The 24553-nt window shown below is 69.8% G+C and carries 28 protein-coding genes; 13 read left to right on the forward strand and 15 right to left on the reverse strand.

Annotation, left to right across the window (positions count from 1 at the left end):
• The first annotated feature begins 10 nt into the window (after positions 1 to 10).
• Positions 11 to 793, forward strand: coding sequence for an ABC transporter permease (locus OH804_RS11170; RefSeq protein ID WP_406064865.1), 783 nt, complete (start codon positions 11 to 13; stop codon positions 791 to 793).
• A gap of 102 nt (positions 794 to 895) precedes the next feature.
• On the opposite strand, the gene OH804_RS11175 is transcribed toward OH804_RS11170, so the two are convergent.
• On the reverse strand, positions 896 to 1285 hold the full coding sequence (locus OH804_RS11175) for a VOC family protein (protein WP_406064867.1): 390 nt from the start codon (positions 1283 to 1285) through the stop codon (positions 896 to 898).
• Positions 1286 to 1401: 116 nt separating this feature from the next.
• Between OH804_RS11175 and OH804_RS11180 the strand changes: the two genes are divergently transcribed.
• Entirely contained in the window at positions 1402 to 2052 is a 651-nt protein-coding gene (locus OH804_RS11180; RefSeq protein WP_406064869.1) for a winged helix-turn-helix transcriptional regulator, read from the forward strand.
• Positions 2053 to 2079: 27 nt separating this feature from the next.
• Here the strand turns inward: OH804_RS11180 and OH804_RS11185 are convergent, their stop codons facing one another.
• Positions 2080 to 2943: an NAD(P)H-binding protein gene (locus OH804_RS11185; RefSeq protein WP_406064871.1), complete on the reverse strand. Its 864-nt coding sequence runs from the start codon at positions 2941 to 2943 to the stop codon at positions 2080 to 2082.
• 85 nt (positions 2944 to 3028) lie between these two features.
• Here OH804_RS11185 and OH804_RS11190 point away from each other — a divergent pair, with 85 nt between their 5' ends.
• Both OH804_RS11190 and rox read left to right on the forward strand, forming a co-directional pair.
• Positions 3029 to 3742: a TetR/AcrR family transcriptional regulator gene (locus OH804_RS11190; protein WP_406064873.1), complete on the forward strand. Its 714-nt coding sequence runs from the start codon at positions 3029 to 3031 to the stop codon at positions 3740 to 3742.
• Positions 3743 to 3938: 196 nt separating this feature from the next.
• Positions 3939 to 5477, forward strand: coding sequence for a rifampin monooxygenase (gene rox / locus OH804_RS11195; RefSeq protein ID WP_406064875.1), 1539 nt, complete (start codon positions 3939 to 3941; stop codon positions 5475 to 5477).
• Positions 5478 to 5596: 119 nt separating this feature from the next.
• On the opposite strand, the gene OH804_RS11200 is transcribed toward rox, so the two are convergent.
• Together OH804_RS11200 and OH804_RS11205 are read right to left on the reverse strand one after the other, a co-directional pair.
• Positions 5597 to 6124 (reverse strand): pyridoxamine 5'-phosphate oxidase family protein, encoded by a 528-nt coding sequence (locus tag OH804_RS11200; RefSeq protein ID WP_406064877.1) that lies wholly within the window; start codon positions 6122 to 6124, stop codon positions 5597 to 5599.
• On the reverse strand, positions 6121 to 6789 hold the full coding sequence (locus tag OH804_RS11205) for a DUF899 domain-containing protein (RefSeq protein WP_406064879.1): 669 nt from the start codon (positions 6787 to 6789) through the stop codon (positions 6121 to 6123). The genes OH804_RS11200 and OH804_RS11205 overlap by 4 nt, the downstream gene beginning before the upstream one ends.
• 127 nt (positions 6790 to 6916) lie before the next feature.
• Between OH804_RS11205 and OH804_RS11210 the strand changes: the two genes are divergently transcribed.
• Positions 6917 to 7378, forward strand: a complete 462-nt coding sequence (locus tag OH804_RS11210; RefSeq protein WP_196923163.1) for a helix-turn-helix domain-containing protein — start codon at positions 6917 to 6919, stop codon at positions 7376 to 7378.
• A 206-nt stretch (positions 7379 to 7584) separates the two neighbouring features.
• On the opposite strand, the gene OH804_RS11215 is transcribed toward OH804_RS11210, so the two are convergent.
• Positions 7585 to 8373 carry a hypothetical protein gene (locus tag OH804_RS11215; protein WP_406064881.1) on the reverse strand — a complete coding sequence of 263 codons (789 nt, stop codon included), beginning with the start codon at positions 8371 to 8373 and terminating at the stop codon, positions 7585 to 7587.
• A gap of 197 nt (positions 8374 to 8570) precedes the next feature.
• Here OH804_RS11215 and OH804_RS11220 point away from each other — a divergent pair, with 197 nt between their 5' ends.
• A complete protein-coding gene (locus OH804_RS11220) occupies positions 8571 to 10472 on the forward strand; it encodes a S9 family peptidase (RefSeq protein ID WP_406064883.1) in 1902 nt (633 codons plus the stop codon).
• A 13-nt stretch (positions 10473 to 10485) separates the two neighbouring features.
• On the opposite strand, the gene OH804_RS11225 is transcribed toward OH804_RS11220, so the two are convergent.
• The gene (locus OH804_RS11225; protein WP_406064885.1) at positions 10486 to 11178 is read right to left on the reverse strand and encodes a TetR/AcrR family transcriptional regulator; all 693 of its coding nucleotides are present in this window, start codon (positions 11176 to 11178) and stop codon (positions 10486 to 10488) included.
• Between the two features lie 53 nt (positions 11179 to 11231).
• Here OH804_RS11225 and OH804_RS11230 point away from each other — a divergent pair, with 53 nt between their 5' ends.
• Positions 11232 to 12350 carry an FAD-dependent oxidoreductase gene (locus tag OH804_RS11230; protein ID WP_406064887.1) on the forward strand — a complete coding sequence of 373 codons (1119 nt, stop codon included), beginning with the start codon at positions 11232 to 11234 and terminating at the stop codon, positions 12348 to 12350.
• Between the two features lie 349 nt (positions 12351 to 12699).
• Here OH804_RS11230 and OH804_RS11235 read toward each other — a convergent pair whose 3' ends face one another.
• The 7 genes from OH804_RS11235 to OH804_RS11265 all read right to left on the reverse strand — a co-directional run bounded on the left by OH804_RS11235 (position 12700) and on the right by OH804_RS11265 (position 17034).
• On the reverse strand, positions 12700 to 13101 hold the full coding sequence (locus OH804_RS11235) for a VOC family protein (RefSeq protein WP_406064889.1): 402 nt from the start codon (positions 13099 to 13101) through the stop codon (positions 12700 to 12702).
• Entirely contained in the window at positions 13098 to 13865 is a 768-nt protein-coding gene (locus OH804_RS11240; RefSeq protein ID WP_406064891.1) for an ArsR family transcriptional regulator, read from the reverse strand. Before OH804_RS11240 ends, OH804_RS11235 begins: the two co-directional genes overlap by 4 nt.
• Before the next feature lie 120 nt (positions 13866 to 13985).
• Positions 13986 to 14447, reverse strand: coding sequence for an HNH endonuclease (locus tag OH804_RS11245; RefSeq protein ID WP_406064893.1), 462 nt, complete (start codon positions 14445 to 14447; stop codon positions 13986 to 13988).
• Between the two features lie 112 nt (positions 14448 to 14559).
• Entirely contained in the window at positions 14560 to 15120 is a 561-nt protein-coding gene (locus tag OH804_RS11250; RefSeq protein ID WP_406064895.1) for a dihydrofolate reductase family protein, read from the reverse strand.
• A gap of 6 nt (positions 15121 to 15126) precedes the next feature.
• On the reverse strand, positions 15127 to 15615 hold the full coding sequence (locus OH804_RS11255) for an SRPBCC domain-containing protein (protein WP_406064897.1): 489 nt from the start codon (positions 15613 to 15615) through the stop codon (positions 15127 to 15129).
• Positions 15615 to 16025 carry a helix-turn-helix transcriptional regulator gene (locus OH804_RS11260; RefSeq protein ID WP_196923153.1) on the reverse strand — a complete coding sequence of 137 codons (411 nt, stop codon included), beginning with the start codon at positions 16023 to 16025 and terminating at the stop codon, positions 15615 to 15617. Before OH804_RS11260 ends, OH804_RS11255 begins: the two co-directional genes overlap by 1 nt.
• 79 nt (positions 16026 to 16104) lie before the next feature.
• A complete protein-coding gene (locus OH804_RS11265; RefSeq protein ID WP_406064899.1) occupies positions 16105 to 17034 on the reverse strand; it encodes a LysR family transcriptional regulator in 930 nt (309 codons plus the stop codon).
• Positions 17035 to 17162: 128 nt separating this feature from the next.
• Here OH804_RS11265 and OH804_RS11270 point away from each other — a divergent pair, with 128 nt between their 5' ends.
• Both OH804_RS11270 and OH804_RS11275 read left to right on the forward strand, forming a co-directional pair.
• Positions 17163 to 18419 (forward strand): MFS transporter, encoded by a 1257-nt coding sequence (locus OH804_RS11270; RefSeq protein ID WP_406064901.1) that lies wholly within the window; start codon positions 17163 to 17165, stop codon positions 18417 to 18419.
• On the forward strand, positions 18419 to 18991 hold the full coding sequence (locus tag OH804_RS11275; protein WP_196923146.1) for a GNAT family N-acetyltransferase: 573 nt from the start codon (positions 18419 to 18421) through the stop codon (positions 18989 to 18991). Before OH804_RS11270 ends, OH804_RS11275 begins: the two co-directional genes overlap by 1 nt.
• Before the next feature lie 130 nt (positions 18992 to 19121).
• On the opposite strand, the gene OH804_RS11280 is transcribed toward OH804_RS11275, so the two are convergent.
• Positions 19122 to 19862, reverse strand: a complete 741-nt coding sequence (locus OH804_RS11280) for an SDR family oxidoreductase (RefSeq protein ID WP_406064903.1) — start codon at positions 19860 to 19862, stop codon at positions 19122 to 19124.
• 126 nt (positions 19863 to 19988) lie between these two features.
• On the opposite strand from OH804_RS11280, the gene OH804_RS11285 reads away from it, so the two are divergent.
• On the forward strand, positions 19989 to 20471 hold the full coding sequence (locus OH804_RS11285) for an Rrf2 family transcriptional regulator (protein ID WP_196923144.1): 483 nt from the start codon (positions 19989 to 19991) through the stop codon (positions 20469 to 20471).
• 7 nt (positions 20472 to 20478) lie between these two features.
• Here the strand turns inward: OH804_RS11285 and OH804_RS11290 are convergent, their stop codons facing one another.
• A complete protein-coding gene (locus tag OH804_RS11290) occupies positions 20479 to 22032 on the reverse strand; it encodes an ArnT family glycosyltransferase (RefSeq protein WP_406064906.1) in 1554 nt (517 codons plus the stop codon).
• A 122-nt stretch (positions 22033 to 22154) separates the two neighbouring features.
• Here OH804_RS11290 and OH804_RS11295 point away from each other — a divergent pair, with 122 nt between their 5' ends.
• The 3 genes from OH804_RS11295 (at position 22155) to OH804_RS11305 (ending at position 24545) form a co-directional block, all read left to right on the forward strand.
• Positions 22155 to 23186: an aldo/keto reductase gene (locus OH804_RS11295; RefSeq protein ID WP_406064908.1), complete on the forward strand. Its 1032-nt coding sequence runs from the start codon at positions 22155 to 22157 to the stop codon at positions 23184 to 23186.
• On the forward strand, positions 23183 to 23689 hold the full coding sequence (locus OH804_RS11300; protein WP_406064910.1) for a DinB family protein: 507 nt from the start codon (positions 23183 to 23185) through the stop codon (positions 23687 to 23689). Before OH804_RS11295 ends, OH804_RS11300 begins: the two co-directional genes overlap by 4 nt.
• 169 nt (positions 23690 to 23858) lie before the next feature.
• Positions 23859 to 24545: a Type 1 glutamine amidotransferase-like domain-containing protein gene (locus tag OH804_RS11305; RefSeq protein WP_406064912.1), complete on the forward strand. Its 687-nt coding sequence runs from the start codon at positions 23859 to 23861 to the stop codon at positions 24543 to 24545.
• Positions 24546 to 24553: the final 8 nt, after the last annotated feature.

The raw sequence follows: 24553 nt of genomic DNA on the forward strand, positions 1-24553 counted from the left end.
GGGAGACACCATGACCACAGTCGCCGTACCCGACTGGACCAGCCGCCGGGCCCTGGCGCTCATCGAACGCAACTTCATGATCTACCGCCGGTCGGTCACACCGCTGCTCAACGCGCTCGTCGAACCGATCCTGTACCTGCTGTCGATCGGCGTCGGCGTCGGAATGCTCGTCGGCACGGTCCCCGGTGTCGACGTCCCGTACGCCGCCTACGTGGCCCCGGCGATCCTGGCGACCACGGCGATGAACACGGCGTTCAACCAGACGAGCTTCGGTGTGTTCATCCGCATGAGGGTCGAGAGGACCTACGAGGCGATCCTGCCGACACCGCTCTCCGTCACCGACATCGCCGTCGGCGAGGTGATCAGCGCGATGATCAACGGGCTGCTGACGTCGATCGGATTCCTCACCCTCATGGCCGTCGGCGGGCTGGTCACGTCGGCTTGGGTGCTGCTGGCCCTACCGGCGTCGGTGCTGATCTCGTACGCGTTCGCGGCCGGCGGACTGGCCGTCACGACGTACCTGCGCGACTTCCCCGACTTCCAGTACATCCAGCTCTTCATGCTGCCGATGTACCTGTTCGCGACGACGTTCTATCCCCTGTCGGTCTACCCGGAGGCGGTGCGGCCCCTGATCCAGGCGCTGCCGCTCTACCACAGCATCGAGCTGGTCAGGGAACCCGCGTTGGGCCATCTCGGCTGGGAGTTACTGATCCCGGTGGCCTACCTCGTCGCGTTCGGCTCGATCGCGATGTACGTCGCCACCCGTCGGATGACCCGGGCGATGCTGCGCTGACACCACAGTGTGTGGCCGGACGCCGCTGATCTCGTCTTACAGCGCGGTGCGGGTGCCCCCCGGATGGCGTCGCCGATGCGTGGGACTCGACCCGGTCGAGGGTCACCTCGCCGTGGCGGGTACGGCGGCGGCAAGCCCGACGAGGTGTCCTTCCGGGTCGGTGAAGAAGCCGACCTGCAACGTACCGTCGGGGTTGGGGTGTGGCCCCGACACCCGGGCGCCGCCGAGGCGTTCGGCCTGCCGCAACGCCGCCTCCACATCGGGTACGCCGACGTAGAACAGCGTCCGGTGGGGATAGTCGGCGCCGCCACCGACGCCGCCTGGGATTCCGCCGCCGTCGGGCTGGACGAACCCGTAGTGCCCCGGCGCCGAAACCGCCTCGGCGGCGTCGCTGGTGACATCGAACCGCCAGTCGAAGAGGTCGCCGTAGTAGCTGCGCAACCGCTGCGGGTCGGTGCCGATGATCTCGAAGTGCACCACTGGCATTCCCATGACCGTGCTCCCTCCGGCGTCAACCTGTCTGCCGAGACGGTAACCCCCGTGGTTGTTTATAACAACCACGGGAAGGTGATTAACATGTAACTGAGCAGTGGGGAGGGAGCGCCGACATGCCGACCAGTCGTACCTACGGCGACGCCTGCGGGATCGCCCGAGCCCTCGACGTCGTCGGGGAACGCTGGGCGCTGCTCGTCGTCCGCGAACTCCTCCTCGGCCCGCAGCGCTTCTCCGACCTGCGCCGGGCACTGCCCGGGGTCAGCTCCAACCTGCTCACCGACCGGCTGCGCGAACTGGAAGGCCACGGGGTGCTGCGCCAACGCCGGCTGCCACCCCCCGCAGCCTCGGTGGTGTACGACCTCACCGAGGGCGGACGTGAGCTGGAACCGATCGTGCTGGCTCTTGGCGGCTGGGGTCTTCGTGTACCCCTGCCGTCGGCTCCCGTCCACCTCAGCGTGACCTCGGTGCTGCTGTTTCTGCGCGGTTCACTACGGCCGAGCCCACAGGAGCCGCCGGCCACCTACCGGTTTGAGCTCGCCGACCAGGTGTGGACCATCCGCACCCAGGACGGTCGGGTGCACATCGAACCTGGCGAGCCAGCCCATTCGCACGCCGGCCTGCGCAGCGACCCCGCGACGCTCAACGCCCTGCTGAACGGCTCGACCTCGCTGGCCGCCGCTCGCGCCACCGGTGCGACCGTCGTCACCGGGGACGAGGCCGCGTTGCGCCGCCTCCTGGATTCCGGCCGACGGCGAGAATCCTGAGGTCGCCGCGCTGTCGACGAGCACGGCTCATCGGGCGGCGACGATGGCCTCGAGCACCGAGCGGGCGGAGGTCGGGCGGCGACCGATGAGGGCCTGCAACGTCGGGTCGGTGACGGCGAACTCTCCGCGTCGCGCCGCGCGGTACAGGCCGAGGGTGAAGTCGGCGGCTGCTGCGGGCATGCCACCCGCGACGGCTTCGGCCTTCCACTCCTCGTCGCCGACTACCACTCGGGTAACGGTGCGGCCCGTGATGTCGGCGAGAATCCCGGCCACCGCTTCGAGGTCGAGTGCCTCCGCTGCGGTCAACGCCGGCGTGATGCCATCGAGCAGGCCCTCCTCGGTCAGGGCGACGGCTGCGGCCTCGGCCAGGTCGGCGTGCGCGGTCCAGGACACCGGGCCGTCCGCCGGTGCGACGAGTCGACCGGTCTCCAGCGCCGTACCGATGGAGAAGCTGAGCGTGCTCGCGTAGAACCCGTTGCGCAGGGCGGTGAAGGGAACCCCCAGCCCGGCGAGGTGCTCCTCGGTGACGGCGTGCGTGGGCTGGGCGGCGAAGAGCGAGTCCCGGGAGGCGGCCTGGTGGCTGGTGTACAGGATCCGCTTGGCTCCCACGGCGCGGGCGGCGTCGATGGCGGCGCGGTTGGCGACGAGCGCGCCGGGGCCGCGGATGGCGGCGGAGACGACGAGGACCTTGTCGGCACCCTCGAAGGCGTGCCCCAGCGTCGCCGGGTCGGTGAAGTCTCCGGCGCGTACCCGCACCCCACGCTCGGCGAGGCCCGCGGCCCTGTCGACGTCGCGCACGCTCACCCCGACGGCGTCGGGTGGCAGCCGGTCGAGCAGCCGGTCGACGATCTGGGACCCCAGCTGGCCGGTGGCACCGGTGACGACGATCATGATGAACACTCCTTGTTATCGGCGTTACGTCGCGAACGTTAACACCGATAATTCACAGATAACAAGGCGCTGTTAGCATCGGTTCATGGTGACGACGCAGGACGCCCGTGACGACGTCCGTGCGGGCATCGTCGCGGCAGCGACCCAACTGCTGCGGGAGAAGGGCGCGAACGCGGTGACCACGCGCGCCGTCGCCCAGGCCGCGGGCGTACAGGCACCGACCATCTATCGCCTGTTCGGCGACAAGGACGGCCTCATCGACGCGGTCGCCGAACACGTCATGGCCACCTACGTCAGCGGCAAATCGGCCGCAGCGGACGTCGCGACGGGCGACCCCGTCGCGGACCTGCGCTCCGGATGGCGCGCGCACGTGGAGTTCGGCCTGACAAACCCCGAGCTGTACGCGCTGCTCGCCGCACGGGGGAGCGCAGCGCCCTCGCCGGCAACGGTCGCCGGCCTCGACGTGCTCCGTCGCCGCGCCCGGCGACTCGCCGAAGCCGGCCTCCTCCGGGTCGACGAGCAGCGTGCGCTCCTGATGATCCACTCTGCGGGCAACGGAACCATCCTCACCCTGCTGGGAATGCCCGCCGACCAGCGCGACATCGGCCTGGGCGAGGCCATGCTCGAGGCCGTGCTCACCAGCATTCTGGCGACAGCTCCGGCGACACCCGACACGACCACGAACGCGGTCGCGGTGACCTTCGCGACGGTGCTGCCCGACCTCCCGGGGCTCACCGATGCCGAACGCGCGCTGATGGCCGAGTGGCTGCACCGATCCCTGGCCCACCCGACGCCGTGATCACCTGACCGGGAAACCAGTCGACGGGAGCAGGCCGGGGGAGATAGCTTGCAGCTGACCGCGACACCGCCCGAGGAGGTGAGACCCATGAACGTTGTAGCGATGTGGGTGCTCCCCCTGCCGTCACGGTCGGGCGATTGACGTAGGTGTCGCCGGGAGCGCCTTGCCAACACGGCACTCCCGAGAGGCAACACCTATGCACCCTCCGCAATTCACCGCCGAGCCGCCGTCGACCGACCCGGTCGAGACCGATTCCACCGTCAGCGGCCGCCCATCGTCGTCGACTTCCGGCACCGACAGCGCGTCCCCCGCGTACGACGTGATCATCGCCGGGTGCGGGCCGACCGGCGCGATGCTCGCCGCCGAGCTGCGGCTGCACGATGTCCGGGTACTCGTTCTGGAGAAGGAGACCGAGCCGCCGTCGGCCGCCCGCATCGTCGGCCTGCACATTCGCAGTCTGGAGCTGATGGCGATGCGTGGGCTGCTGGAACGCATCCTCCCGCACGGGCGGCAGCGTCCGGCCAGCGCCTTCTTCGCCGCCATCCCCAAGCCCGCGCCCAAGGGCCTGGACTCCCGGTACGCCTACCTCTTGGGTGTCCGGCAGCCGGTCATCGAACGTCTACTCGAACAACACGCCACCGAACTGGGCGCGCAGGTCCGGCGCGGCCGTGCGGTCGCCGGTTTCGAGCAGGACGACGAGGGTGTGACAGTCGAGCTGGCCGACGGGGAACGGCTGCGGTCGCGCTACCTCGTCGGCTGCGACGGCGGGCGCAGCACGGTGCGCAAACTCCTCGGTGTCGGCTTCCCCGGCGAGGCCGCGCGGACCGAGAGCCTGATGGGCGAGATGGAAGTGGGCGTGCCCCAGGAGGAGATCGCCGTCAAGGTGGCCGAGATCCGCGAGACCCATCAGCGATTCTGGCTCCGGCCGGTTGGCGTTGGGGTCTACAGCGTCCTCGTGCCCGCCGCCGGCATCAGTGACCGCGCCGAACCGCCCACCCTCGAGGATTTCAAGCGCCAGTTGCGCGCCATCGCCGGGACCGACTTCGGTGTGCACTCCCCGCGCTGGTTGTCCCGCTTCGGCGATGCCATGCGGCTGGCCGACCGTTATCGGGTCGGGCGGGTGCTGCTGGCCGGCGACGCAGCGCACATCCATCCGCCCATCGGCGGACAGGGCCTCAACCTCGGCGTTCAGGACGCATTCAACCTCGGCTGGAAACTGGCCGCGCGGATCCGCGGCTGGGCGCCGGAGACGCTGCTGGACACCTACCAGGCCGAACGGCGCCCGGTCGCCGAGGAGGTGCTGGACAACACCCGAGCCCAGACGGAACTGCTGTCCACCGAGCCAGGCCCGCAGGCGGTGCGGAGACTGCTCATCGAGTTGATGGACTTCGACGAGGTGAACCTCCATCTGCTTGAGAAGATCACCGCCATCGGTATCCGCTACGACTTCGGCGCGGGCCCCGACCTGCTCGGTCGCCGCCTGCGCGACATCGACGTGAAACAGGGCCACCTGTACGGTCTGCTGCACCAGGGCCGCGGCCTGCTGTTGGACCGCACCGAGCGCCTGACCGTCGGCGGCTGGTCAGACCGGGTCGATCACCTGGCGGATCCCACCGCGGAGCTGGACGTCCCCTGTGTCCTGCTGCGTCCCGACGGGCACGTCGCCTGGATCGGTGACGATCAGCAGGACCTGGACGAGCACCTCTCCCGCTGGTTCGGTGAGCCCGCCCACTGATCTCAGGCCGGCGTCGAGGTCGAGGAGTGCGAGCAACCATCAGTGACCGCTCGGGACGACGCTCCGGGTCGCTCCGAGCGGTCACTGATGGTGTGAGGCTGGACGCGAGTGTCAATCAGTCAGGTGCTGTTGAACCGCCAACGGGTCGCGGTCAGCCCGTCCGGGCCGTAGCCGAAAGCCCGGACGGGGGAGACCACGTAGAAGGCGTACTGGGGCGATCCCGGCAGACTTTCGTCCCAGACTCGGTCGTCCCTGATGGTGAACGTCCAGTCGTACTTTGTCGCGAAGGCGGCGGCCACCTGGCGTAGCGCGGCGCCGCCCGACACCTGGTGAGCGTCAGCGCTCACCACCAGGTCGAGGTCGTCGCCGCTCACTGTGATGACAGCGCGGGGGTTGCGGGCCAGGTTTCGGCTCTTGCGGGAGTTCGGGCGGCTCGCAATGCACGGCGCCCCGTCCACCAGCACCACCATCACCGGCGCGGCATGTGGACGGCCGTCCGGTGCCACAGTGGACAGCCAACACTTGGGGGCCGACTCCAGACAGGCCAGTGCCTGGATCCAGGTCTTGAGGGTCGCCACGTCGGTGTTGAAGGGTGTCGCATCTTCCTCGTGGAAGAGGAGCTCGGCGACTGGCGTGTCGACTCTCATGACGGATCCTTGGTCGTCTCGTACTCGTCGTGCAGCCGCCACCACTGGTAGGGCTGGGTCTGCGGCCAGCCTTCCGGCGAGTCCTCCCAGGTCTCCTGCCGGCCGTATGGCGTCAGGTCGAGGAAGGACCAGTTACTGCCGAGCCGTTCCACGCCCCGGGCGGTGGTGGTGTACGTGCGGAAGATCCGGTCGTCGGCACGGAGGAACACGTTCAGCGCGAATCCGTCACCGGTTCCCATGTCGGCGTTGAAGCTGTTGTTCAGTGACGAGTACCAGGGCAGTGCCCAACCCATTCGCCGCCGCAGCGCCAGCAGGTCGTCCAGTGGGCCCTGGGACGTCAACGCCAGGGTGACGTCGCGAGCGTTGAGGTGGGCCGGGTGTCCGACGTTGTCGGTGAACATCGAGCAGCCGGAGCAGACAGCGTCGACGCCGTGCCACATGAAGGTGTACACGATGAGCTGGCGGCGGCCTTGGAACAAGTCGGACAGACTGGCAGGCCCGGACGGGCCCTCGAACACGTAGTCCTGCTCGACCGGCGTCATCGGCAGTCGGCGACGTGCCGCGGCCACTGCGTCGAGCTGACGGGTGAGTGCCTTTTCGTGGACGCGCAAGGTGTTCACTGCGTCTTGCCAGTCCTCGGTCGGCACGATCGGCGGAGGGGTCATAGGGGCCTCTTTCGGCTTCCATGAGCGCGTGGAGGGGCACAGACTGGTCCGTTCCTTGAGGAGACGGACTGATGTGACGCTAACAGAGTCGGTTCCTTGAAGGAACCACCTTGCGTATCGTGGCGTCATGCAGCGAACGCAATTCGGCGCCATGGCGTGTTCGATCGCCCGCACCCTCGACGTCATCGGCGAGCCGTGGTCGCCGCTGATCTTGCGGGACGTCTACGCCGGCACGCACCGCTTCGAGCAACTCCAGCGGGGACTCGGCATGTCCCGCAAGGTGCTCGCCGAGCGGCTGAACTGGCTGGTCGAACAGGGCGTCCTGGCCCGGAGTGAGTATTCCGCCCGGCCGGTCCGGCACGAATACCTGCTCACCGAAAAGGGCAGGGAGCTATGTGATCTGCTGCTTGTCATGGTGCGGTGGGGTGACCGGTGGACGGCGGGCGAGGCCGGCCCGCCGGTGCTCTACCGCCACCACGCCTGCGGCAAGGTCAGTCATGTGGAACTACGGTGCTCGGAGTGCGAACAGCCCATGCGGGCTACGGACATCGACCTGTTGCCCGGGCCTGGCGCCCACCCAAGATCTTGACCATCGGCGCCGCGACCCGCGTGCGGAGCGGGACGACGAGTCACGTCCCATCGACGGCGGCCACCATCCCACCACCGAACGGCCGCGCCAGGCGGATGTCGGCGTGAGGCGTCGATGAACACGGCGTTGGCGGCTCGGTAGCAGTCCGGGGCGCATGCGGTGCTGGCTGCGGTGTCGCACTGCGGGGGACAGGCAAGGCCGGGGTCTCAGTGTTTCTGAGGCAACTCGGCCTGCGGCTCGCTGGTTTGCGGCGGCCCAACGATCGCGGCAAGGTCGGTGAGAATCGGGCGTAGCCGAGCGGCCAGGGTCAGGTCCGTGCGAGTGAGTTCCGCGGTCAGGGCCGCTGCGGCGGCCGAGAGCGCACGGCGTAACTCGGGCTCGTCAATGGAGCGGACCAGTGTCGGTTCGAGCGGTCCGGTGATCTCGCCGGGCAGTAGGTGCGCGCCTTTGGCGTAGCTGGTGGAGTGGCCCAGTCGTTGGCAGGCGAGGGCGATTGTCTGGGTGCGCAGGGCGCTGATCCAGTGCTCCGCTTGCCAGTATCTGCCTCGTTCGATGCTGATCCTCGCGTGTAGCGCGTGGTGCCATGCCAGGCCGGCCATCTCGTCGTGGCCGCTCGGCGCGGGAGCTGGGGGTGCAGTGGATCGCCCGAATATGAGTCGCCAACTCGGGCCGCGCGCCCCGAACTCGGCCTCCGGGCTGAACGAGAGGTCGACTTCCAGGCAGCGAGGCAGCAGGAACACCCGGTAGATCGCAGACCCGGACCTCAGATCCCAGTGGTGGACCGCCGTGAAGTCCTGATACATCTGTTGGGTCCAGCGTTGCAGGACGGCGTCGAGGGGACCGCTGATCCCGAAGGCCAGATCGATGTCCGACCAGCGATCCTCATCGTTTGTGGCGTGCGAGCCGGTGATCGCGGCGGCGACGACAGCGGGATCTTGTTCCGCCAGGTGCAGCAGCCGCCGCTGGATCAGGTCGCGTTCCTCTACGGAGAACATCAGGTCACGCTCTACTTGCCCCGGCTGCGGAAGACACGCGGCTCAGGCGGCGACGAGCCGTTCTCGCTCGCGCCATGGCTGGCGGACGCGTCCATGAGGACATCATGCCTCGCCACTCGCAACGGGAACTCGCCGGTGCGTCGATCCGGCAGCGGAGGGATCGCATGGCGTTCTGTGGATGCTGGCAGACTCACCGCATGACGGGTTTGACCGCCGAGCTCGTGGTCGATGGTTGCGCTCCACAGGCCCCAGCGCTCGCACCGAACGGGCGCCTGCTCTGCTACGTCCTCGCTCCCAGCAGCCGCACCGGTGACCACAGCGACACCGAACTCTGGCTCGTCGACACCGACGCCGCCGTCGCGCCGCGTCGCGCGACCACCGACACCGCAACCGAATCCCGGCCACGCTGGTCGGCCGACTCGGAGACGCTGTTCTTCCTCTCCGACCGCGCCGACCGCGGCATTCCGCAACTACACCGGCTCACCCCCACCGACGGCACGACGGCCACGTTGACCGGCTGGCGCGGCGGCGTCATCGACTACCTGCCGCTCACCGACCCCGACCTGGTGGCCCTGCTCGCCGAGGACGAACCCACCGAGCAGGACGCGCGTCGCGCCCGGGACCGCGACGACGCCATCGTCGTCGGCGAGCGCGAACCGCGTGCACGGTTGCGCCTGCTCGACCTGCGCACCGGCCGGGTCACCACCCCGAAGGTGTTCGGTGGCCGGCATGTCGTGGAACTGCGGCAACGCCCCGACGGCGGTCCACTCGCCGTGCTGACCTGGGCCACCGCCGACAACGACCACGGTCCGCGCACCGGCCAACTGCACCTGTACGACCCGACGACCAGGACCGCGGAGAATCTCGCACCGGTCGAGGCCGACGCACGATCTCTGGCCTGGTGGCCCGGCGAGGACGGTTGGCACCTCGCTTACATCGCGCTCACCCCACCGGTTCTGCAGGCCGGCACCGCCGTGTTCGACCTGGCCGTGGACAGCCGCGTCCTGCGCAACCGCACCGCTGATCGCACGATGTGCCCCACCGAACTTCGCCAGACCGACGCCGCCCCGCTGGTGGTGTTCGCCGACGGCCTGAACACGACGCTGGCCCGGCTCGACCCCACCGACCTCACGACCCTGTCGCATCACCCTGGACGCCTCGACAACCTCACCACCACCCCTACCGGCGACACAATCGCGGTGCTCACCGGCACCCGCCATCAGCTCCCGAACGTTCAGATCGGAGCGCCAACCGGGCCGCTGCGAAGAATCACCAACACCCGGCCGGAACTGGACGGCATCACACTCGGCACGCAACAACCGCTGGCCTACCGCGCCACCGACGGCCTGGACCTGGACGGCCTGCTCGTACTGCCGGTCGGAAGAACCGCGTCGGAGGGCCCGTTCCCGCTGGTCACGATCGTGCACGGGGGCCCGTACGACCGCTACGCCGACCGTTGCCAGTTGTTCTGGTTCCCCAGCGCGCAGTGGTTGGCCGCCGCCGGCTACGCCGTGTTGCTCCCCAACCCGCGCGGCGGCCAGGGCCGGGGCCACCAGTTCGCGGCCAGCGTCGCCGGCCAGGTCGGCCAGCAGGAGTGGACCGACATCCTGACCGGCATCGACCTGCTCATCGCCGAAGGCATCGCCGACCCCGACCGCTTGGGCATTGCCGGCTGGAGCCACGGCGGCTTCATGTCCGCCTGGGCCGTCGGCCAGACCGACCGCTTCCGCGCCGCGCTGGTCGGCGCCGGCATCATCGACTGGGGCATGCTCGCCGCGACCGGGGAGAACGGCCAGTTCGAAGCCGCGCTCGGCGGCAGCACCGGCTGGTCCGGTATCGGCCCGCACCCCCATGACGCGGTCAGCCCGATCTCCTTCGCCAGCCGAATCCGCACTCCGGTGCTCATCCTGCACGGCGCCGAGGACACCAACGTCCCCCTCGGACAGGCCGTGTACCTCCACCGGGCGCTGCGCCACTTCGACGTCGAGCAAGAGTTCGTGATCTACCCGAGAGAGGGCCACTCGATCCGGGAACGCAACCACCAACTCGACGTCCTGCGCCGAACCCGCGCCTGGTTCGATCGCTGGCTCCGCCCCTGAGCGGGCGCGTGAGTCACGCCGGCGGTCGGGTGAGTTTGGCGGCCACGGCGTCGAGGACCCAGTCCAGACCGGTCGCAAAGGACGTCTCGGCGTCCACCTCCGTGCCGTCGTGCACGGCCTTGGTCAGCGCCGGGAAGCGGCCCGTGGCCAACATTCTCGTCACGTGGGGGCCGGAGGCGCGCTGCCAGTCGCGCTTGGACAGGCCCGTGGCGCGCTCGGCCCGTAGGTTCGCGATCTCGCGCCTGATCGCACCGGTGCAGTAGGCGCTGACAGTCTCCACGGCGCGCAGGACGGTGTCGATATCGGCGAGGCCGTCGAGGGCTGCCAGCTTGGCCTCGGTCACGGCGAAGCCGTTCGGGCCCAGGGTCGGGCGGCCGCCGAGCAGGTCAGCCAGCCATTCGTGACGCAGAGCGGCCTGCCTGGTCCGGTGGGCGAGGATGCGCAGCGCCTCCCGCCAGTCACCGGGTTGCTCCCCGGGGAGAATCTCGGCGTAGACCTCGTCGGCCATGAGGTCGAACAACTCGTCCTTCGTGGAGATGTATCCGTACAGCCGCATCGGGCCGGCGTTCAGCCGGGCGGCGACCTTGCGCAACGACACCGCCTCCAGCCCGCCCTCGTCGGCCAGCGCGATGGAGGCGGCGATGACCTGCTCCCGGTCGAGCGGCACGGGGGGATTCGGCGGCTCCGGCCGGTCCCACACAGTCATGGTCACTCCCTACCGTGGCGATGCGTCGTCAGAGCGCGATACGCTGTATCGCCATGAGACATCGTATCGCTGTGGTCGGCGGCGGCCCGGGGGGACTCACCCTTGCCCGTGTCCTGCACCGCCACGGCTACCCCGTCGCCGTCCTTGAACGCGATCCCGCGCCCGACTCCCGCCCCCCAGGCGGCACGCTGGACCTGCACGAAGGGATGGGCCAGCTGGCACTGGACAAGGCGGGGCTGTTGGCAGAGTTCCAGGCGCTGTCCCGTCCCGAGGGGCAGGCCATGCGCATCCTGGACGCTGCTGGGACCGTCCTGCGGGACTGGCAGCCTGGTCCGGATGAGCGGACCAACCCGGAGATCGACCGCGGGCAACTCCGTGACCTACTGCTCGACCCTCTCGACGTGCAGTGGGGGCGAGAGGTGGTGCAGGTGGTGCCGGGGGCCGGGGATGGCGTACTTGTTCATTTCGCGGACGGGCGGCAGGAGACGTTCGATCTCGTGGTGGGCGCGGACGGTGCCTGGTCCCGGGTCCGCCCGGCAGTCTCGTCGGTGACGCCGCACTACACCGGCGTCACCTCGGTCGAGACCTCCCTCGACGACATCGACACCCGCCACCCTGACCTCGCACAGGTGATCGGCGACGGTTCGGTGGCCGTGTACGGCGCGAACCGATCTCTCGTCGCCCAGCGCAACAGCGGCGGTCACGTCAAGGTGTACGCCAAGTTCCGCGCGCCGCTGGACTGGCACGCGGGCCTGGACCTGGCCGACGCCGAGGCAGTGCGATCGGGCCTTCTGGCTCTGTTCGACGGCTGGGCCGCTCCCGTCCTAGACCTGGTCGGCCACGGCACCGCTTTCGTCCACCGCCCCTTCTACGTCCTGCCCGAATCCCACACCTGGGCCCACGTCCGCGGGGTGACGCTGCTGGGCGACGCCGCCCACCTGATGCCACCGTTGGGGGCAGGCGCGAACCTCGCAATGCTGGACGGTGCCGAGCTCGCGGAGTCCATCGCTGCCGACCCGGAAGATCTGGACGCCGCCGTCTGTGCCTTCGAGGAACGGATGTGTGAACGGGCCGGCAGGTGGGCGAAAATCACGACGGCCGGTCTGGAACGCCTCGTGAGCCCGGACCCTGCCGAAGCCCTCGCCCTCTTCGACCACGTCCAGCCGTCCTGACCGGCAGCAGCACCCGCACGACCAGCTCTCACGGCTTCCCAGGTCAGTAGGGCGCCCGTAGCGCCTTCCGTCGAACCACCCGTTGGAGGAACGCGCGGGTGCTGCTGCCGGGCCTCGCGCGCAGTTGAGGCAGGGACCTCGGCGCCGTTCTCGCTCGAGTCCGGCTCCTTCAACGGATTACTACATTGTCATTATCAATAATCCAGTAAATACCTGCCACAAAAGGTGCGAAACGTGCACGCACCATAATGACAGTTCTTGTGCGTAACGACTGAGGATGGTGTAGACGGGGCGAACGTCCGGCCGGTCATCGACCCGCAGGCCCAGGGGCGGCGAAGTGCGGCCGGGTTCAGGCGTTGGCGGGGGCGGCGTCGCCCGCGGGTTGGAAAAGTTCGATGAGGTTACCGGCGGGGTCGGCGAGCAGGATCTGACGGCCGCCAGGCCCGGAGACCAGTTCGCTGCGGAACGCCAGGCCGGCGTCGCGGAGTCGGTCGATCTCGGTGTCCAGGTCGTCGACGATGAGGTGGATGCGGTTGCGCCCGGGGCTGGTGGCGTCGTCCGGAGTGGCGCGGGCGCCGGAGCTGGCGGGTCCGGACAGCAGCAGTCGTAGCGGGCCGCGGACCACGTCGGCGAAGGCGGGGGCGGCGCTGGTCTTGAGGTGAAAACCGAGGTGGGCGGTGTAGAAGTCGACGGCGGCGTGCACGTCGTCGACGAGGTAACGGACGCTGACGTACTGCTCGGCTGTGCTCATGGTGTGGTCTCCTCGGGTTCGGTGGCGAGGACGGGCAGCAGATGCCGCACGCGGGTGTCGATGTCGGCCGCAACCTGCAGGAAGGCGGGATAGTCGTCCCGGGTGCCGGCTGCGGCGGGGTCGGGGATGCTCCAGTGCAGTTGGCCGGCCGGGTTTCCGAAGTCGGGGCAGACCTCTCGGGCCTTGTCGCACAGGGTGATCACGTAGTCGAAGCGGTGGCCGGTGAGCGTGTCCAGGTGCCGCGGGCGACGGTCCGCGACGTCGACGCCGGCGTGGTCGCGCAGCACCCGCACGGCATGGGGGTGTAGCTGCGCTCGGGGGCGGGTTCCTGCGCTGGTCACCTGCACGTGACCGGCGGTGTGGCGTCGGAGCTGGGCTTCGGCGATGGGGGAACGTGCGCTGTTGCCCGTGCACACGAACAGCACGGTTCGCGGCGGCGGGACCGGCGGGGCAGGTGGAGGGCCGCCCAACTGCAGGGCGGGGTGCAGAGCGGTACCGGTGCCCGCCAGCGCGTGGGCACAGCTGTCGAGGTCGAGGTGGTAGTAGCTGTCGCGGCCGTCGAAGCTGCTGCGGGTGACGGTGACCAGGCCGCCGTCGCGCAGCAGCCGTAGGTGGTAGGAGACCAGGTTCTGCGGCTGGGCCAGGAGACTGGCCAGTTCGCGGACCCGCAGGTCACTGCGGGCGAGTTCGGTCAGCATCTGCCAGCGCAGCGGGTGTGCGGCCAGCCGGACGAACGGCGGCGCGGTGCGACTCGGTGGCCCCATGACCACGAAGATACATCAAATCAGATTGATTGGTCTGGACCGAGCGCGAGCGCTGCCACTGTCGAGTTCGCCGACGGCCGAGTCGAGCAGACGGGTGCACTGCCAGGAGAAGGGCTGAGATTACGAGCGGCCGTACGCGGCGCGGGCCTGGGCCACCTCGGCCGCCTCGCGTTCACGCCAACGGCGCTGGGCCTCCCGGTTGCACGTCCGGCAGACCCGACGGTACCGGCCGGTCGCCGGGTCGAGCTCACGGTCGTGACCGTTGCGGCACTGTGCCGGCTGGGTCCGGCTGCGGCAGGCCTCGGCCCGGCTGAGCTGGCGCAGATGTGTCGGCTCGATACAGTCGGCGACGCCGCAGGTCTGGTCGACGTCGAGGGCGGGGTCGTACCCACCGACGAGAACGACGTACGCGGCGATGTGTGCCCACGCGCGACCGGCGACCTTCTGGTGCACCCCGCGTCGCCGCCCGTAACCTTCGACGATCAGGCAGCCGTCCTCGGTGCGGTGTGAGCGCTCCAGCAGGTGGGCGCGTAGCGATTCCTCGGTGTGGTACCGGGACAGACCCTTCACGACCGAGAGCACGGTGCCACCGTACCCACGTCCCTCAGCCTCGTCGAACGACGTCGGCGGGCCCGCTCGGTGGCCCGGTCGGCGTCACCGACACACCTCCGGGTCGGTGACGCCGATGACCGTCTCAGGTGCTGACGCGGTAGTGCAGGTACGCCACCCCGTTGCTGAATCGGCGGGTGCTCAGTAGCTCCAGGCCGAGGCGGGTGCCGCTGGGCAGCCCGGGCTTGCCTCCGCCGGTGAGGATGGGATGGATCAGCAGGTGGCACTCGTCGATCAGCCCGGCTTGGAATGCCTGCGCCGCGAGGTGTGCGCCCCCGATGGTGAGGTCACTGGTGGCCGAGGCTTTGATGGCGCGTACCGAAGTGGGGTCGAAGCTCCGATCGAGCCGGGTCCTGGCGGTCAAGGTCGTGTCCAGCGTGGTGGAGTAGACGATCTTGGCCGCCGTTTGCCAGACGTCGGCGAAGTCGGCAGTGAGCTTCGATCGCGCGGCGAGGGCGGGCTCGGTCTCCCAGACGGCCATCGACTCGTACAGGCGCCGGCCGTAGAGGTAGGTGCCCATGGGCCGGACCAGGTCGGTGACGAACGCGAAGTAATCGTCGTCGGGTGGGGTCCAGTCGAATCTGCCGTGTTCGTCCTCGATGTAACCGTCGAGGGACACGTTCGTCACGTAGATCAGCTTGGCCATGGCGCGCTATACCTCCACGTCGACTGCGATGGGGTGGGCATTCGTCAGTGCCGCGTCCAGCTTGCTGAATGCCTCGTTCCAACCCTGGTCAGCAGGGCCAACCAGCCGTTCCGGGAGCCACTGACGGATCTCGAGTCGCGTCCGTCCATCGGCCTCGTCGTGGAACTCGACCCGCATCCTTGTCTCGTGCGGCTCAATGCCCTCCGGCAGTTGCCCGGTGACGTGTGCGACGCCGTCGAGCAGTTCGCCGTCGGCGACGTCGGTGAGGTCGATGTGGACGTCGACTCGAAGGCCGGGTTGGGTCGGAAAGAGTTCGGTCCACCGCTGGTGGCCGCCGGGCCGGATGTCGAAGTCCATCTCGTCGCGGGGCAGCGAGTTGCCGATCGGCCCCCACCATGCCGCCAGGTGGTCGGGGTCGGTGAAAGCTCGGTAGACCAGGTCCCGTGGCGCGTCCACCACGCGTGAGATGACGATTTGCGGGTCGTCCCTGTCCATCAATTCTCCTTGTCGTGAGACTTGCCCGGGGATTCGCTGTCGGGCAACGCCGGGCCGTGGGCCGTTCGGTCCGTTGGGCGACCGGCGGCCTGCACGGCCGCGAGGTGGGCGTCGAGGCGGGTGAGGGACGTGTCCCAGAACCGCCGGTAGCGCTCGATCCACTCGGCCGCTTCGCGCAGCGGGGCGGCCTCGATGCGACTCATCCGCAACTTCCCGGACCGGGTACGTGAGATGAGGCCCGCGCGCTCGAGCGCCTTCAGGTGCCGCGACACCGCCGGCATCGAGATCGGGAGGGGAGCGGTGAGCTCGGTGACTGTGGCGTCGCGGTCGGCCAACTCGGCGAGAATCGCCCGTCGAGTCGGGTCGGCGAGGGCCGAGAACACCGCGCTGAGTTGATCGCTGCCCGACACCAGAGCCTCCAGTCACTTAACCAACACGTTAAATGTAGTGCCGGATGAACGCGTGTCAACACGCCGAGCCATCGCGCGGCTATCCCCAGGGCGGCAGCCAGACCTCCATGTCGGGTGCCTGTGCTCGCCGGGAGTCGAGGTAGTGACGCAGTGCGCGCAGCGCGGGATGCCTGTTGTCCTCGCGCCAGATGAGCGACATGGGATAGATCGGCGCGGGGTCGCGCACCGGTACGCGCCGCAGGTCGTAGCTGTCCGGCCACAGGTACCGGGTGCGCTCGCCGGCGAGGGTCGCCAGCTCCGCGGAGTCGGCGATCTCGGCCAGCAGAGCCTCGTTGCCGAAGACCGGCCCGACCAGGTCGATGGTGAGACCGAACGCGGCGGCGAACTCGTCGTAGTAGTCGGCCCACTCGGTGCCGGGGGCCATGCCGGGCATCCAGATGCGATGCTCGGCGAGTTGCGCGGGCGTGACGGTGCGGGCGTTGGCCAGGGCGTGGCGGGGGCCGACGAGCAACTCGTGGTACTCGTCGATCACGCGGGTGGTTCGGATCGCGGCGGGCAGGTGTCGCGCGGCGACGGTGACGGCGTGGAAGGTGGCGTCGACCGTCCCCGCCTCGACGGCAGCCATCGCGGCGTGCACGTCGGCGTCGAGGGTGACGACGTCCAGCTCGATGCGGGGATGCGCGCGGTGGAAGTCCTGGAGCAGCACCGCTGGGGCGATCCGTCGACTATGCACGTCGACGCGTAGCGCCCGCCGACCGGGGCGTACGGAGGCGTCGGCGCGCGCCTCGGCCCGGAGCAGTTCGCGGGCGTGCGGCAGGAAGGTCTGACCATCGACGGTGAGGTGGGTGCCGCGCGCGGTGCGGGTGAACAGCCGTACCCCGAGGTCCTTCTCCAGTGCGGCGATGCGCTTGGAGACGGCCTGCTGGGTGATCGACAGCGCGGCGGCGGCGTCCTGGAACTGGCCGGCGTCGGCAACGGCGACGAAGGTGCGAACGGCGTCGAGGTTCACCCGACGAACCCTACTGACACAACCTCTGGTTGTGCCGCGCCGCTCAACCGGTTGTTTGATCCATGGGCACTGACCTTGCTTTGATCGCGGCGGTCAACGACGAGTTGTCGGGAGCGGGAGGTGTGGGGTTGTCCGCGAGGCGATCGCTGGGTCGGCGGTTCGGATGGTTGTGGGCGTCGTACGCGGTCAGCGCCTACGGCTCGGGACTGGGCTTCGGCGCGTTGCCGCTGATCGCCGTGCTGGTGTTGCAGGCCAGCCCCGCTCAGGTGTCAGTGTTGGCCGCGCTGGGGCCGGCGGTGGGCGCGCTGATCGCGTTGCCGCTCGGGCCGTGGGTGGAGTTCCACCGCAAGCGCCAGGTGATGATCGCGATGGACCTGGCCCGGTTCGCGGTCCTGCTGACGATTCCCGTCGCGTACGCGCTGGGCCGGCTCAGCTTCGGGCAGTTGCTTGTCGTCTCGGCCGTGGTCGCCACCGCCAGGATCGCCTTCAACGCGGCCAGCGGCGCCTTCCTCAAGGCCCTCGTGCGGCCGGACGACCTGCTGGTGGCGAACGCGCGGTTCGAGTCGACCACCTGGAGCTCGATCGCGCTCGGGCCACCGCTGGGCGGCGCCGCGGTCGGCCTGTTCGGGCCGGTCGTCACCATCGTGGCCGACGCGCTCAGCTACCTGCTCTCGGCGCTGGGCCTCGCGGCCATTCGCGGCCACGAGGAGGACCACCCCCGGCGCACCGGCGCGGCCCGGGTCCGGGCCGGTGAGCTGCTCGACGGCTGGCGGCACCTGTTCACCCACCCCGGCCTGCGGGCGCTCTACCTCAACCAGTTGCTCGTCGCGGGACTGATCATGGCCACCGAGCCGCTGCTGGCCGTACTCCTGCTCGGTGAGTTGGGTTTTCCGCCCTGGCAGTACGGCCTCGCCTTCGCCGTGCCCTGCGTCGGCGGTCTCATCGGGTCACGTCTGGCCCGTCGGGTGGTGGCGCGCTACGGCCAACACCGGATCATCCGCGCCGTGGGCACGCTGCGCGCGATCTGGCTGATCGGCCTCGCCGTCGTCCAACCCGGCGTGATCGGTCTTGCCACCGTGATCGCCGTCGAGTTCGCGATCATCATCAGCATGAGCCTGTACAACCCGGTGCTCGCCACGTACCGCCTGGAACAGACTCCGAAGGACCGCATCGTCCGAACCCTGTCGGCCTGGTCGATCGGCAGCAGCGCGGCCATCGCCATCCTCAGCGCGCTCGGTGGGCTGCTCGCGCAGGCCACCAGCCCCCGCACGGCGATCACGGTCGCCGGGCTGCTGATCCTCGCGAGCCCGCTGCTGCTGCCCCGACGCCAGGACACCGATCGGCCGGCACCGGAGCGCCCCGCGCGGGTCTCTACGATCGCGTGATGTTCCAGCCGACCTACCCGATCCGCACCGCACGGCTCGTCCTGCGCCCGGTCACGATCGACGACCTCGACGACGTGTACGCGTTTCAGCGCCGACCCGACGTGGTGCGCTGGATGCTCGGGGCGGAGCCGCGTACCCGTGAGCAGTCGCGGGCGTCGGTGCTCGCCATGGCGGGCGAGGACGCGTGGCGCGCCGAGGGTGACTGCCTGACGGTGGCCGCGGTCACCGACGCCGGGGTGATCGGAATCGTGGAGTTGGTGTGGCGCGGCCAACTGGACCGTACCGCCGAACTCGGGTTCGTCTTCCACCCCGACCACGGCGGTCGCGGGTTGGCGACGGAGGCCGCCACGGCGTTGCTGGACTGGGGGTTCGCCGAGGTCGGGCTGCACCGGGTCTACGGTCGGTGCCACGCGCGCAACGCCGCGTCGGCCCGGATGATGACGCGACTCGGCATGCGCCAGGAGGCCCGCCATGTCGAGAGTTACCTGTTCCAGGGGGAGTGGGCCGACCAGCTCGTCTTCGCGATCCTGGCGAGCGAATGGCGGGCCGGGATCAGCACGATGCGCCAGTAACCGGCCCTGCGCCGGCTGACGCCCCGCTCAGAGACGCAACCCGGGGATACGGCCGAGAGCACGGTATCGCCGTACCCGCGCGTCGCGGCGGCGGTCGATCGCCGCCGCGAGACGCGGGGGGTGTGCCTGCTCAGGCCCGGCGCGCGAGCCACTCCCGGTAGGCGGTGGGTGCGATGACGGCGTCGTCGGAGCCGGTGAGGACATCACCGGACACGGCGGCGAACATGCCGGCGGTGTTGTCGGTGGTGACGGTGCGCTGGTCACCGCTTGCGGCGAGGGTGATCCGCCCCAGCTCGTCGAGCGCGAAGACGTCGGGCCCGGCGACGTTGCGGATGCCCTGCAACGGCGCGCCCATGGTGACCTCGGCGACGGCCTGCGCCACGTCGGCGGCGGCCATCGGCTGCACCGGCGTGCTGGGCAGTCGGACGGTGGTGTCGTCGGCCGTCCAGGACAGGATCGCCTCGACGAACTCGAAGAACTGGGTGGCGCGGACGATCGAGTACGGAATGGGACCGGCCGTGAGGATCTCCTCCTGGAGGGTCTTGGCGCGGTAGTAGTCCAGGTCGGGCACCTGGTCGACGCCGACGATGGAGAGGATCACCGCGTGGCCGACGCCCGCGCGGGCGGCGGCGGCCAGCAGGTTGTCCATGGTCGTCTGGAAGAAGGCGGGCGAGGCCTCGTCGAAGGTCGGCGAGTTCGTCAGGTTGACGACGACCTCGGCGCCGGCGAGCCCGTCGGACAGTCCCTGCCCGGTGAGCAGGTCCACCCCGGTGGACGGCGAGAGCGGCACCGCCTCGTGACCCGCGGCCTGCAGGATCTTGACGACCTGCGACCCGATGAGGCCGGTCCCGCCCAGTACGGCGATCTTCATAACCATGCACCTTCCCGTGACTGTGAGGTCCGACCGCTGAGGTTCAGCCGATACTCGGACCTCTCTTGTCCGAGAACTATACTCGGACACAATGAGTCCGAGTAACGGGGTGACTAGGGTGACGTCATGAAGATGTCCGGCGGGGTCGAGTGGGCGCTGCACTGCTGCGTGGTGCTCACCGCCAGCAACACGCCCGTCCCGGCGGCCAAGCTGGCGGAACTGCACGACGTCTCCAGCAGCTACCTCGCCAAGCAGCTCCAGTCACTGGCCCGCGCCGGCCTGATCCACTCCGTGCAGGGCAAGTCGGGCGGCTACGTGTTGACCCGCGCACCGGAGAGCATCACCCTGCTCGACGTGGTCCGGGCCGTCGACGGGCCCGGCCCCACCTTCGTCTGCACCGAGATCCGCCAGCGCGGCCCGTTCGCGACCCCGGCCGACGCCTGCACCACGCCGTGCCCGGTCGCTCGCGCGATGTGGGCGGCCGAGGACGCGTGGCGTCAGGCGCTCGCCGCCGTCACGATCGCCGATCTCGCCCGCGACGTCGACGCCACCTCCGGCCCCGAGGCCCTGGTCGGCATCCAGGCCTGGCTGACCAGCGGAGCCGGCTGAACCACTGTCAGCCGGTGTGGCGTACCTCGGTGTCCCAGATCTGCGCCCACGGACGCCGCAGCCCCCGGCACACGTGGATCGGGCCGCCGTTCTCGTCGTTCTCCACCTCGACCCGCTGATCCACCCGCCCGGCGAGCGTGCACTGCTCGAACCAGGTGTTCAGCTGGTCGGGGCGCTCCCAGCCGACGGCGATGACCACGTCCGCGTCGGCGGGCGGCCGACCGAAGTCGACCATGCTGTTGTGCCCGGAGTACGCCCGGGGCAGACCACGGGCCGGCCCGTAGCGGGCCACCGCGCCGGCCTCGCCGTAGTTGCCGGTCAGGACGACCACCCGCGAACGCTCCTGCGGCGGCAATCCACTGTGGACGGTAGCGAGGGAGTCGGCGAACTCGGGCCAGCCGATCGTCTCGCCGGCGTCGTAGTTGACGTCGACCACGAAAGCGGGCAGCCGGTCGGCCGGCAGCACCGGCAGCAGCAGCACGACGTTGGGCAGCAGGAACGGCACCACGCCCAGCGCGAGCAACCCTCGACGCCACCAGAGCGACCCGCGCGACGCCCACGCCACGGTGACCAGCGCCCCGGCGGCGGTGAGGACCAGCAACAGCGGCGCGTCGTAGTAACCCTTGCCGCCGGCGATCAGCACGATGCCGACCACCACCAGCCAGGCCCAGCCCACCGCCCGGTAGGCCCGCCACGCCGGCCGGCGCAGCAGCGCGACGAGGCCGGCGATCCAGATCGGTACGGCGTACGGGCTGATGATGACGAAGTGGAGGGTGAACGCCTCCCGACGGCCACTGTAGGAGCTGTCGCCGTCGGAGATGGATGCGGCCACGCCGAGCTGCGGAAAGCCGTTGGCCGCCTGCCAGATCAGGTTCGGCGCGGCCAGCAGCACGGTGATCCCGGCGGCGGCCAGCACCCACCGGTCGCGCAGCAGCCGACGCGGCCCGGCGATCAGCACCCCGGCGACCAGGCCCACGGCCAGCAACGCCGGCAGCAGCTTGCTGAGCATGCCCACACCGAGAGCCAGCCCGATGCCCAGCGCCCAGCGGCTGTCACCGGTGCGCAGCAGCCGCACCGCACACCACGCCGCGACCAACCAGAGCAGCAGGTCGACGGTGGTGGTGCTGAGCAGGTGACCACTGGCGAGCACGATGCCGGACAGCGCGGTGAGCACCGCCGCGACGAGCTGCGCGCCCCGGCCGGCGCCCAACTCGCGGGCGATGGCGGCGACCAGCAGCACCGCGCCGCCGGCCGCCACCGCCGACGGGGTACGCAGCACCACCAGGTTGCCCGGGGCGATCGTGTCCAGCAGCCGGGCCAGCGCCGGGACCAGCGGCCCCTGGTCGACGTAGCCCCAGTCGAGGTGTCGGCCGGCGAGCAGGAAGTACAGCTCGTCGCGGTGATAGCCGTAGCGGCCGGCGAGGAGCAACAGCGTCACTGTGGTGGCGGCGGCCACCAGCCACGGGCCGCGCGTGCGCGCGCCCGGCTCCGGCGGACGCCCCGGCGGTGGCGACTGGGCCGGCCGGTGAGGCCGGTCGATCTCGATCGCGGGCTCGCTCACCCGCTCATGATGACCGGCGAGGTGGCCTCGCGGGTGCCCGTGCCGGCGCCCGGCGGCCTCCGTGTGCAGGTGGCCCAACCGAGTGCGAAGATCGGCTTTGTCACTCGGACCGAAAGGACGATATGCGCTATCGCACTCTGGGCAGCACTGGAACCGTGGTGTCGACCCTGTGTCTGGGCACGATGACCTTCGGCGCGGAGACCGACGAGGCCGGCAGCTTCGCCCAACTGGACCGGTTCGTCGAGGCCGGTGGCACCTTCATCGACACCGCTGACGTCTACTCCGCCGGCATCTCCGAGGACATCGTCGGGCGTTGGCTACGCAGCCGACCCGACCTGCGTGACCGCCTGGTGATCGCCACCAAGGGGCGGTTCCCGATGGGCCCGGGGGCGAACGACGCCGGCCTGTCCCGGGTGCACCTCACCCGCGCCCTGGACGCCAGCCTGCGACGGCTCGGCGTCGAGGCCGTCGACCTGTACCAGGCGCACGCCTGGGACCCGCTGACCCCGTTGCCGGAGACGCTGCGGTTCTTCGACGACGCGGTCAGCGCCGGCAAGATCCGCTACGCGGGGGTCAGCAACTTCACGGGCTGGCAGTTGCAGAAGGCCGCCCTGCTCACCCAGCACCTCAACCTCACCCCGATCGTGACCCTGCAACCGCAGTACAACCTGCTGGCCCGGGAGATCGAGTTCGAGTTGGTGCCGGTCTGTGAGAACGAGGGCATCGGCATCCTGCCGTGGTCACCGCTCGGCGGCGGTTGGCTGACCGGCAAGTACCAGCGCGACAGCACGCCCACCGGGGCGACGCGGCTCGGCGAGAACCCGCAGCGCGGCGTCGAGGCGTACGCGGGTCGCAACGCCGAGGAGCACACCTGGCGGGTGCTCGACGCGGTCCGCCAGATCGCCGAGGACCGCGACGCGTCCATGTCGGCGGTGTCGTTGGCCTGGCTGGCGGCCCGACCGGCGGTCACCTCCGTGATCCTCGGCGCGCGTACCACCGAGCAGCTCGACGACAACCTGACCGCCGCCGACCTGGTCCTCGACGCCGAGCAGATGCGGGTGCTGGACGAGGCGAGCGCCCCGCTCGTCGGCGACTACCCGTACGGCGGCGCGGGTGTGCGCCAGCGCGCCCGTGACCTGCCGGCCGGGTCATGACGTCGTTCCCCGAGCCCACCAGCCCGGCCGGCAGCCGCACCGAGGTCTTCCTGCGCTACCTGGACTACTTCCGGGAGTCCGTGGTGGCCAAGGTGTCGGCGCTGGCCGAGCCGGAGCTGCGGCGCAGCCGGCTGCCATCCGGGTGGACCCCGCTGGAGTTGCTCACCCACCTGCGCCACGTCGAGCTGCGCTGGATCGAGTGGGGTTTCCAGGGTCGCGACGTGGCCGAGCCGTGGGGCGACCGGCGAGACGACCGCTGGTACGTCGGCCCCGACGAGACCCGCGCGGATCTGGTGGCAGCACTGCGGGCGCAGGGCGCGCACACCACGGCCGTGGTGACGGCACACGACCTGGCCGAGATCGGCGCGCCGGGCCCGCGGTGGAACGGCGCGGACCCGGCGTCGCTGGAGCGGGTCCTGTTCCACCTGGTGCAGGAGTACGCCCGGCACCTGGGCCACCTCGACGTGGTCGCCGAACTCGCCGGCGGCCCGACCGGAGAATGAGACCGTCGGCTAGCGGCACCACCAAATCTTGGACAGTTTCCGTTACGTTCTAACGGAAACTGTCCAAGATTTGCGTGGAGAGGCGGCTGGTCCGGATGGTGCGTCGGCATGCTGGTTCTCAGGGGCAACATGATCGCGGTCATGCGGTGGCTTCAGGAGAGCGGATTCCATGAAGTTCCTTCTCACGTCGTCGGGCATCTGTAACCCGAGCATCTCCCACGCGCTCGTCGAGCTGCTGGGCAAGCCGATCGCCGAGTCCACGGCCCTGTTCATCCCCACTGGTGTCTACCCCTTTCCCGGCGGAGCCGAGAGGGCGTGGAAGGCGGTCCACGGCCGGGCTTCGATCCCGTTGTCCCAGCTCGGTTGGAAATCCTTGGGGATATTGGAACTCACCGCGCTGCCGACCATTCGAGAAGAGAACTGGGTTCCGGCGGTCCGGGAGGCCGATGCCCTCCTCGTCTGGGGCGGCGATGTGCTGTACCTGACGTACTGGCTGCGCCAGTCGGGCCTGGCCGACCTCCTGCCGTCGCTGAGTGACACGGTTTATGTGGGGGTCAGCGCCGGGAGCATCGCGGTCACCCCGTACAACTGCGACGCCGAATTCGACAGTGGATTCGTCCCTGACGGAAGCGACATGGCGCAGGACGCCGACCGGGCGCTGGGGCTTGTGGATTTCACGCTGTACCCCCACCTCAACCACCCCGACATGGAGGACACCGGGCTGTCCGACATCCAGAAATGGGCGTCCGGAATCCCGGTCCCGACCTACGCCATCGACGACAACACCGCCATCAAGGTGGTCGATGGCACCGTTGACGTCATCTCCGAAGGCGACTGGAGACTGATCAACCCCTGACCGGGACG

Origin of the sequence: Micromonospora sp. NBC_00860, assembly GCF_045207375.1 — a bacterium.
GTDB classification, from domain to species: domain Bacteria; phylum Actinomycetota; class Actinomycetes; order Mycobacteriales; family Micromonosporaceae; genus Micromonospora; species Micromonospora vinacea.

What these genes read in the sequence shown, in the direction of transcription:
- OH804_RS11200 (WP_406064877.1), bottom strand. Translation starts at nt 6,124, where the DNA reads ATGAGAGTCGACACGCCAGTCGCCGAGCTCCTCTTCCACGAGGAAGAT.
- OH804_RS11275 (WP_196923146.1), top strand. Translation starts at nt 18,419, where the DNA reads ATGTTCCAGCCGACCTACCCGATCCGCACCGCACGGCTCGTCCTGCGC.
- OH804_RS11250 (WP_406064895.1), bottom strand. Translation starts at nt 15,120, where the DNA reads ATGGCCAAGCTGATCTACGTGACGAACGTGTCCCTCGACGGTTACATC.
- OH804_RS11295 (WP_406064908.1), top strand. Translation starts at nt 22,155, where the DNA reads ATGCGCTATCGCACTCTGGGCAGCACTGGAACCGTGGTGTCGACCCTG.
- OH804_RS11175 (WP_406064867.1), bottom strand. Translation starts at nt 1,285, where the DNA reads ATGGGAATGCCAGTGGTGCACTTCGAGATCATCGGCACCGACCCGCAG.
- OH804_RS11225 (WP_406064885.1), bottom strand. Translation starts at nt 11,178, where the DNA reads ATGACTGTGTGGGACCGGCCGGAGCCGCCGAATCCCCCCGTGCCGCTC.
- OH804_RS11240 (WP_406064891.1), bottom strand. Translation starts at nt 13,865, where the DNA reads ATGGGGCCACCGAGTCGCACCGCGCCGCCGTTCGTCCGGCTGGCCGCA.
- OH804_RS11235 (WP_406064889.1), bottom strand. Translation starts at nt 13,101, where the DNA reads ATGAGCACAGCCGAGCAGTACGTCAGCGTCCGTTACCTCGTCGACGAC.
- OH804_RS11230 (WP_406064887.1), top strand. Translation starts at nt 11,232, where the DNA reads ATGAGACATCGTATCGCTGTGGTCGGCGGCGGCCCGGGGGGACTCACC.
- OH804_RS11170 (WP_406064865.1), top strand. Translation starts at nt 11, where the DNA reads ATGACCACAGTCGCCGTACCCGACTGGACCAGCCGCCGGGCCCTGGCG.
- OH804_RS11280 (WP_406064903.1), bottom strand. Translation starts at nt 19,862, where the DNA reads ATGAAGATCGCCGTACTGGGCGGGACCGGCCTCATCGGGTCGCAGGTC.
- OH804_RS11220 (WP_406064883.1), top strand. Translation starts at nt 8,571, where the DNA reads ATGACGGGTTTGACCGCCGAGCTCGTGGTCGATGGTTGCGCTCCACAG.
- OH804_RS11185 (WP_406064871.1), bottom strand. Translation starts at nt 2,943, where the DNA reads ATGATCGTCGTCACCGGTGCCACCGGCCAGCTGGGGTCCCAGATCGTC.
- rox (WP_406064875.1), top strand. Translation starts at nt 3,939, where the DNA reads ATGCACCCTCCGCAATTCACCGCCGAGCCGCCGTCGACCGACCCGGTC.
- OH804_RS11215 (WP_406064881.1), bottom strand. Translation starts at nt 8,373, where the DNA reads ATGTTCTCCGTAGAGGAACGCGACCTGATCCAGCGGCGGCTGCTGCAC.
- OH804_RS11305 (WP_406064912.1), top strand. Translation starts at nt 23,859, where the DNA reads ATGAAGTTCCTTCTCACGTCGTCGGGCATCTGTAACCCGAGCATCTCC.
- OH804_RS11300 (WP_406064910.1), top strand. Translation starts at nt 23,183, where the DNA reads ATGACGTCGTTCCCCGAGCCCACCAGCCCGGCCGGCAGCCGCACCGAG.
- OH804_RS11285 (WP_196923144.1), top strand. Translation starts at nt 19,989, where the DNA reads ATGAAGATGTCCGGCGGGGTCGAGTGGGCGCTGCACTGCTGCGTGGTG.
- OH804_RS11210 (WP_196923163.1), top strand. Translation starts at nt 6,917, where the DNA reads ATGCAGCGAACGCAATTCGGCGCCATGGCGTGTTCGATCGCCCGCACC.
- OH804_RS11180 (WP_406064869.1), top strand. Translation starts at nt 1,402, where the DNA reads ATGCCGACCAGTCGTACCTACGGCGACGCCTGCGGGATCGCCCGAGCC.
- OH804_RS11255 (WP_406064897.1), bottom strand. Translation starts at nt 15,615, where the DNA reads ATGGACAGGGACGACCCGCAAATCGTCATCTCACGCGTGGTGGACGCG.
- OH804_RS11190 (WP_406064873.1), top strand. Translation starts at nt 3,029, where the DNA reads ATGGTGACGACGCAGGACGCCCGTGACGACGTCCGTGCGGGCATCGTC.
- OH804_RS11205 (WP_406064879.1), bottom strand. Translation starts at nt 6,789, where the DNA reads ATGACCCCTCCGCCGATCGTGCCGACCGAGGACTGGCAAGACGCAGTG.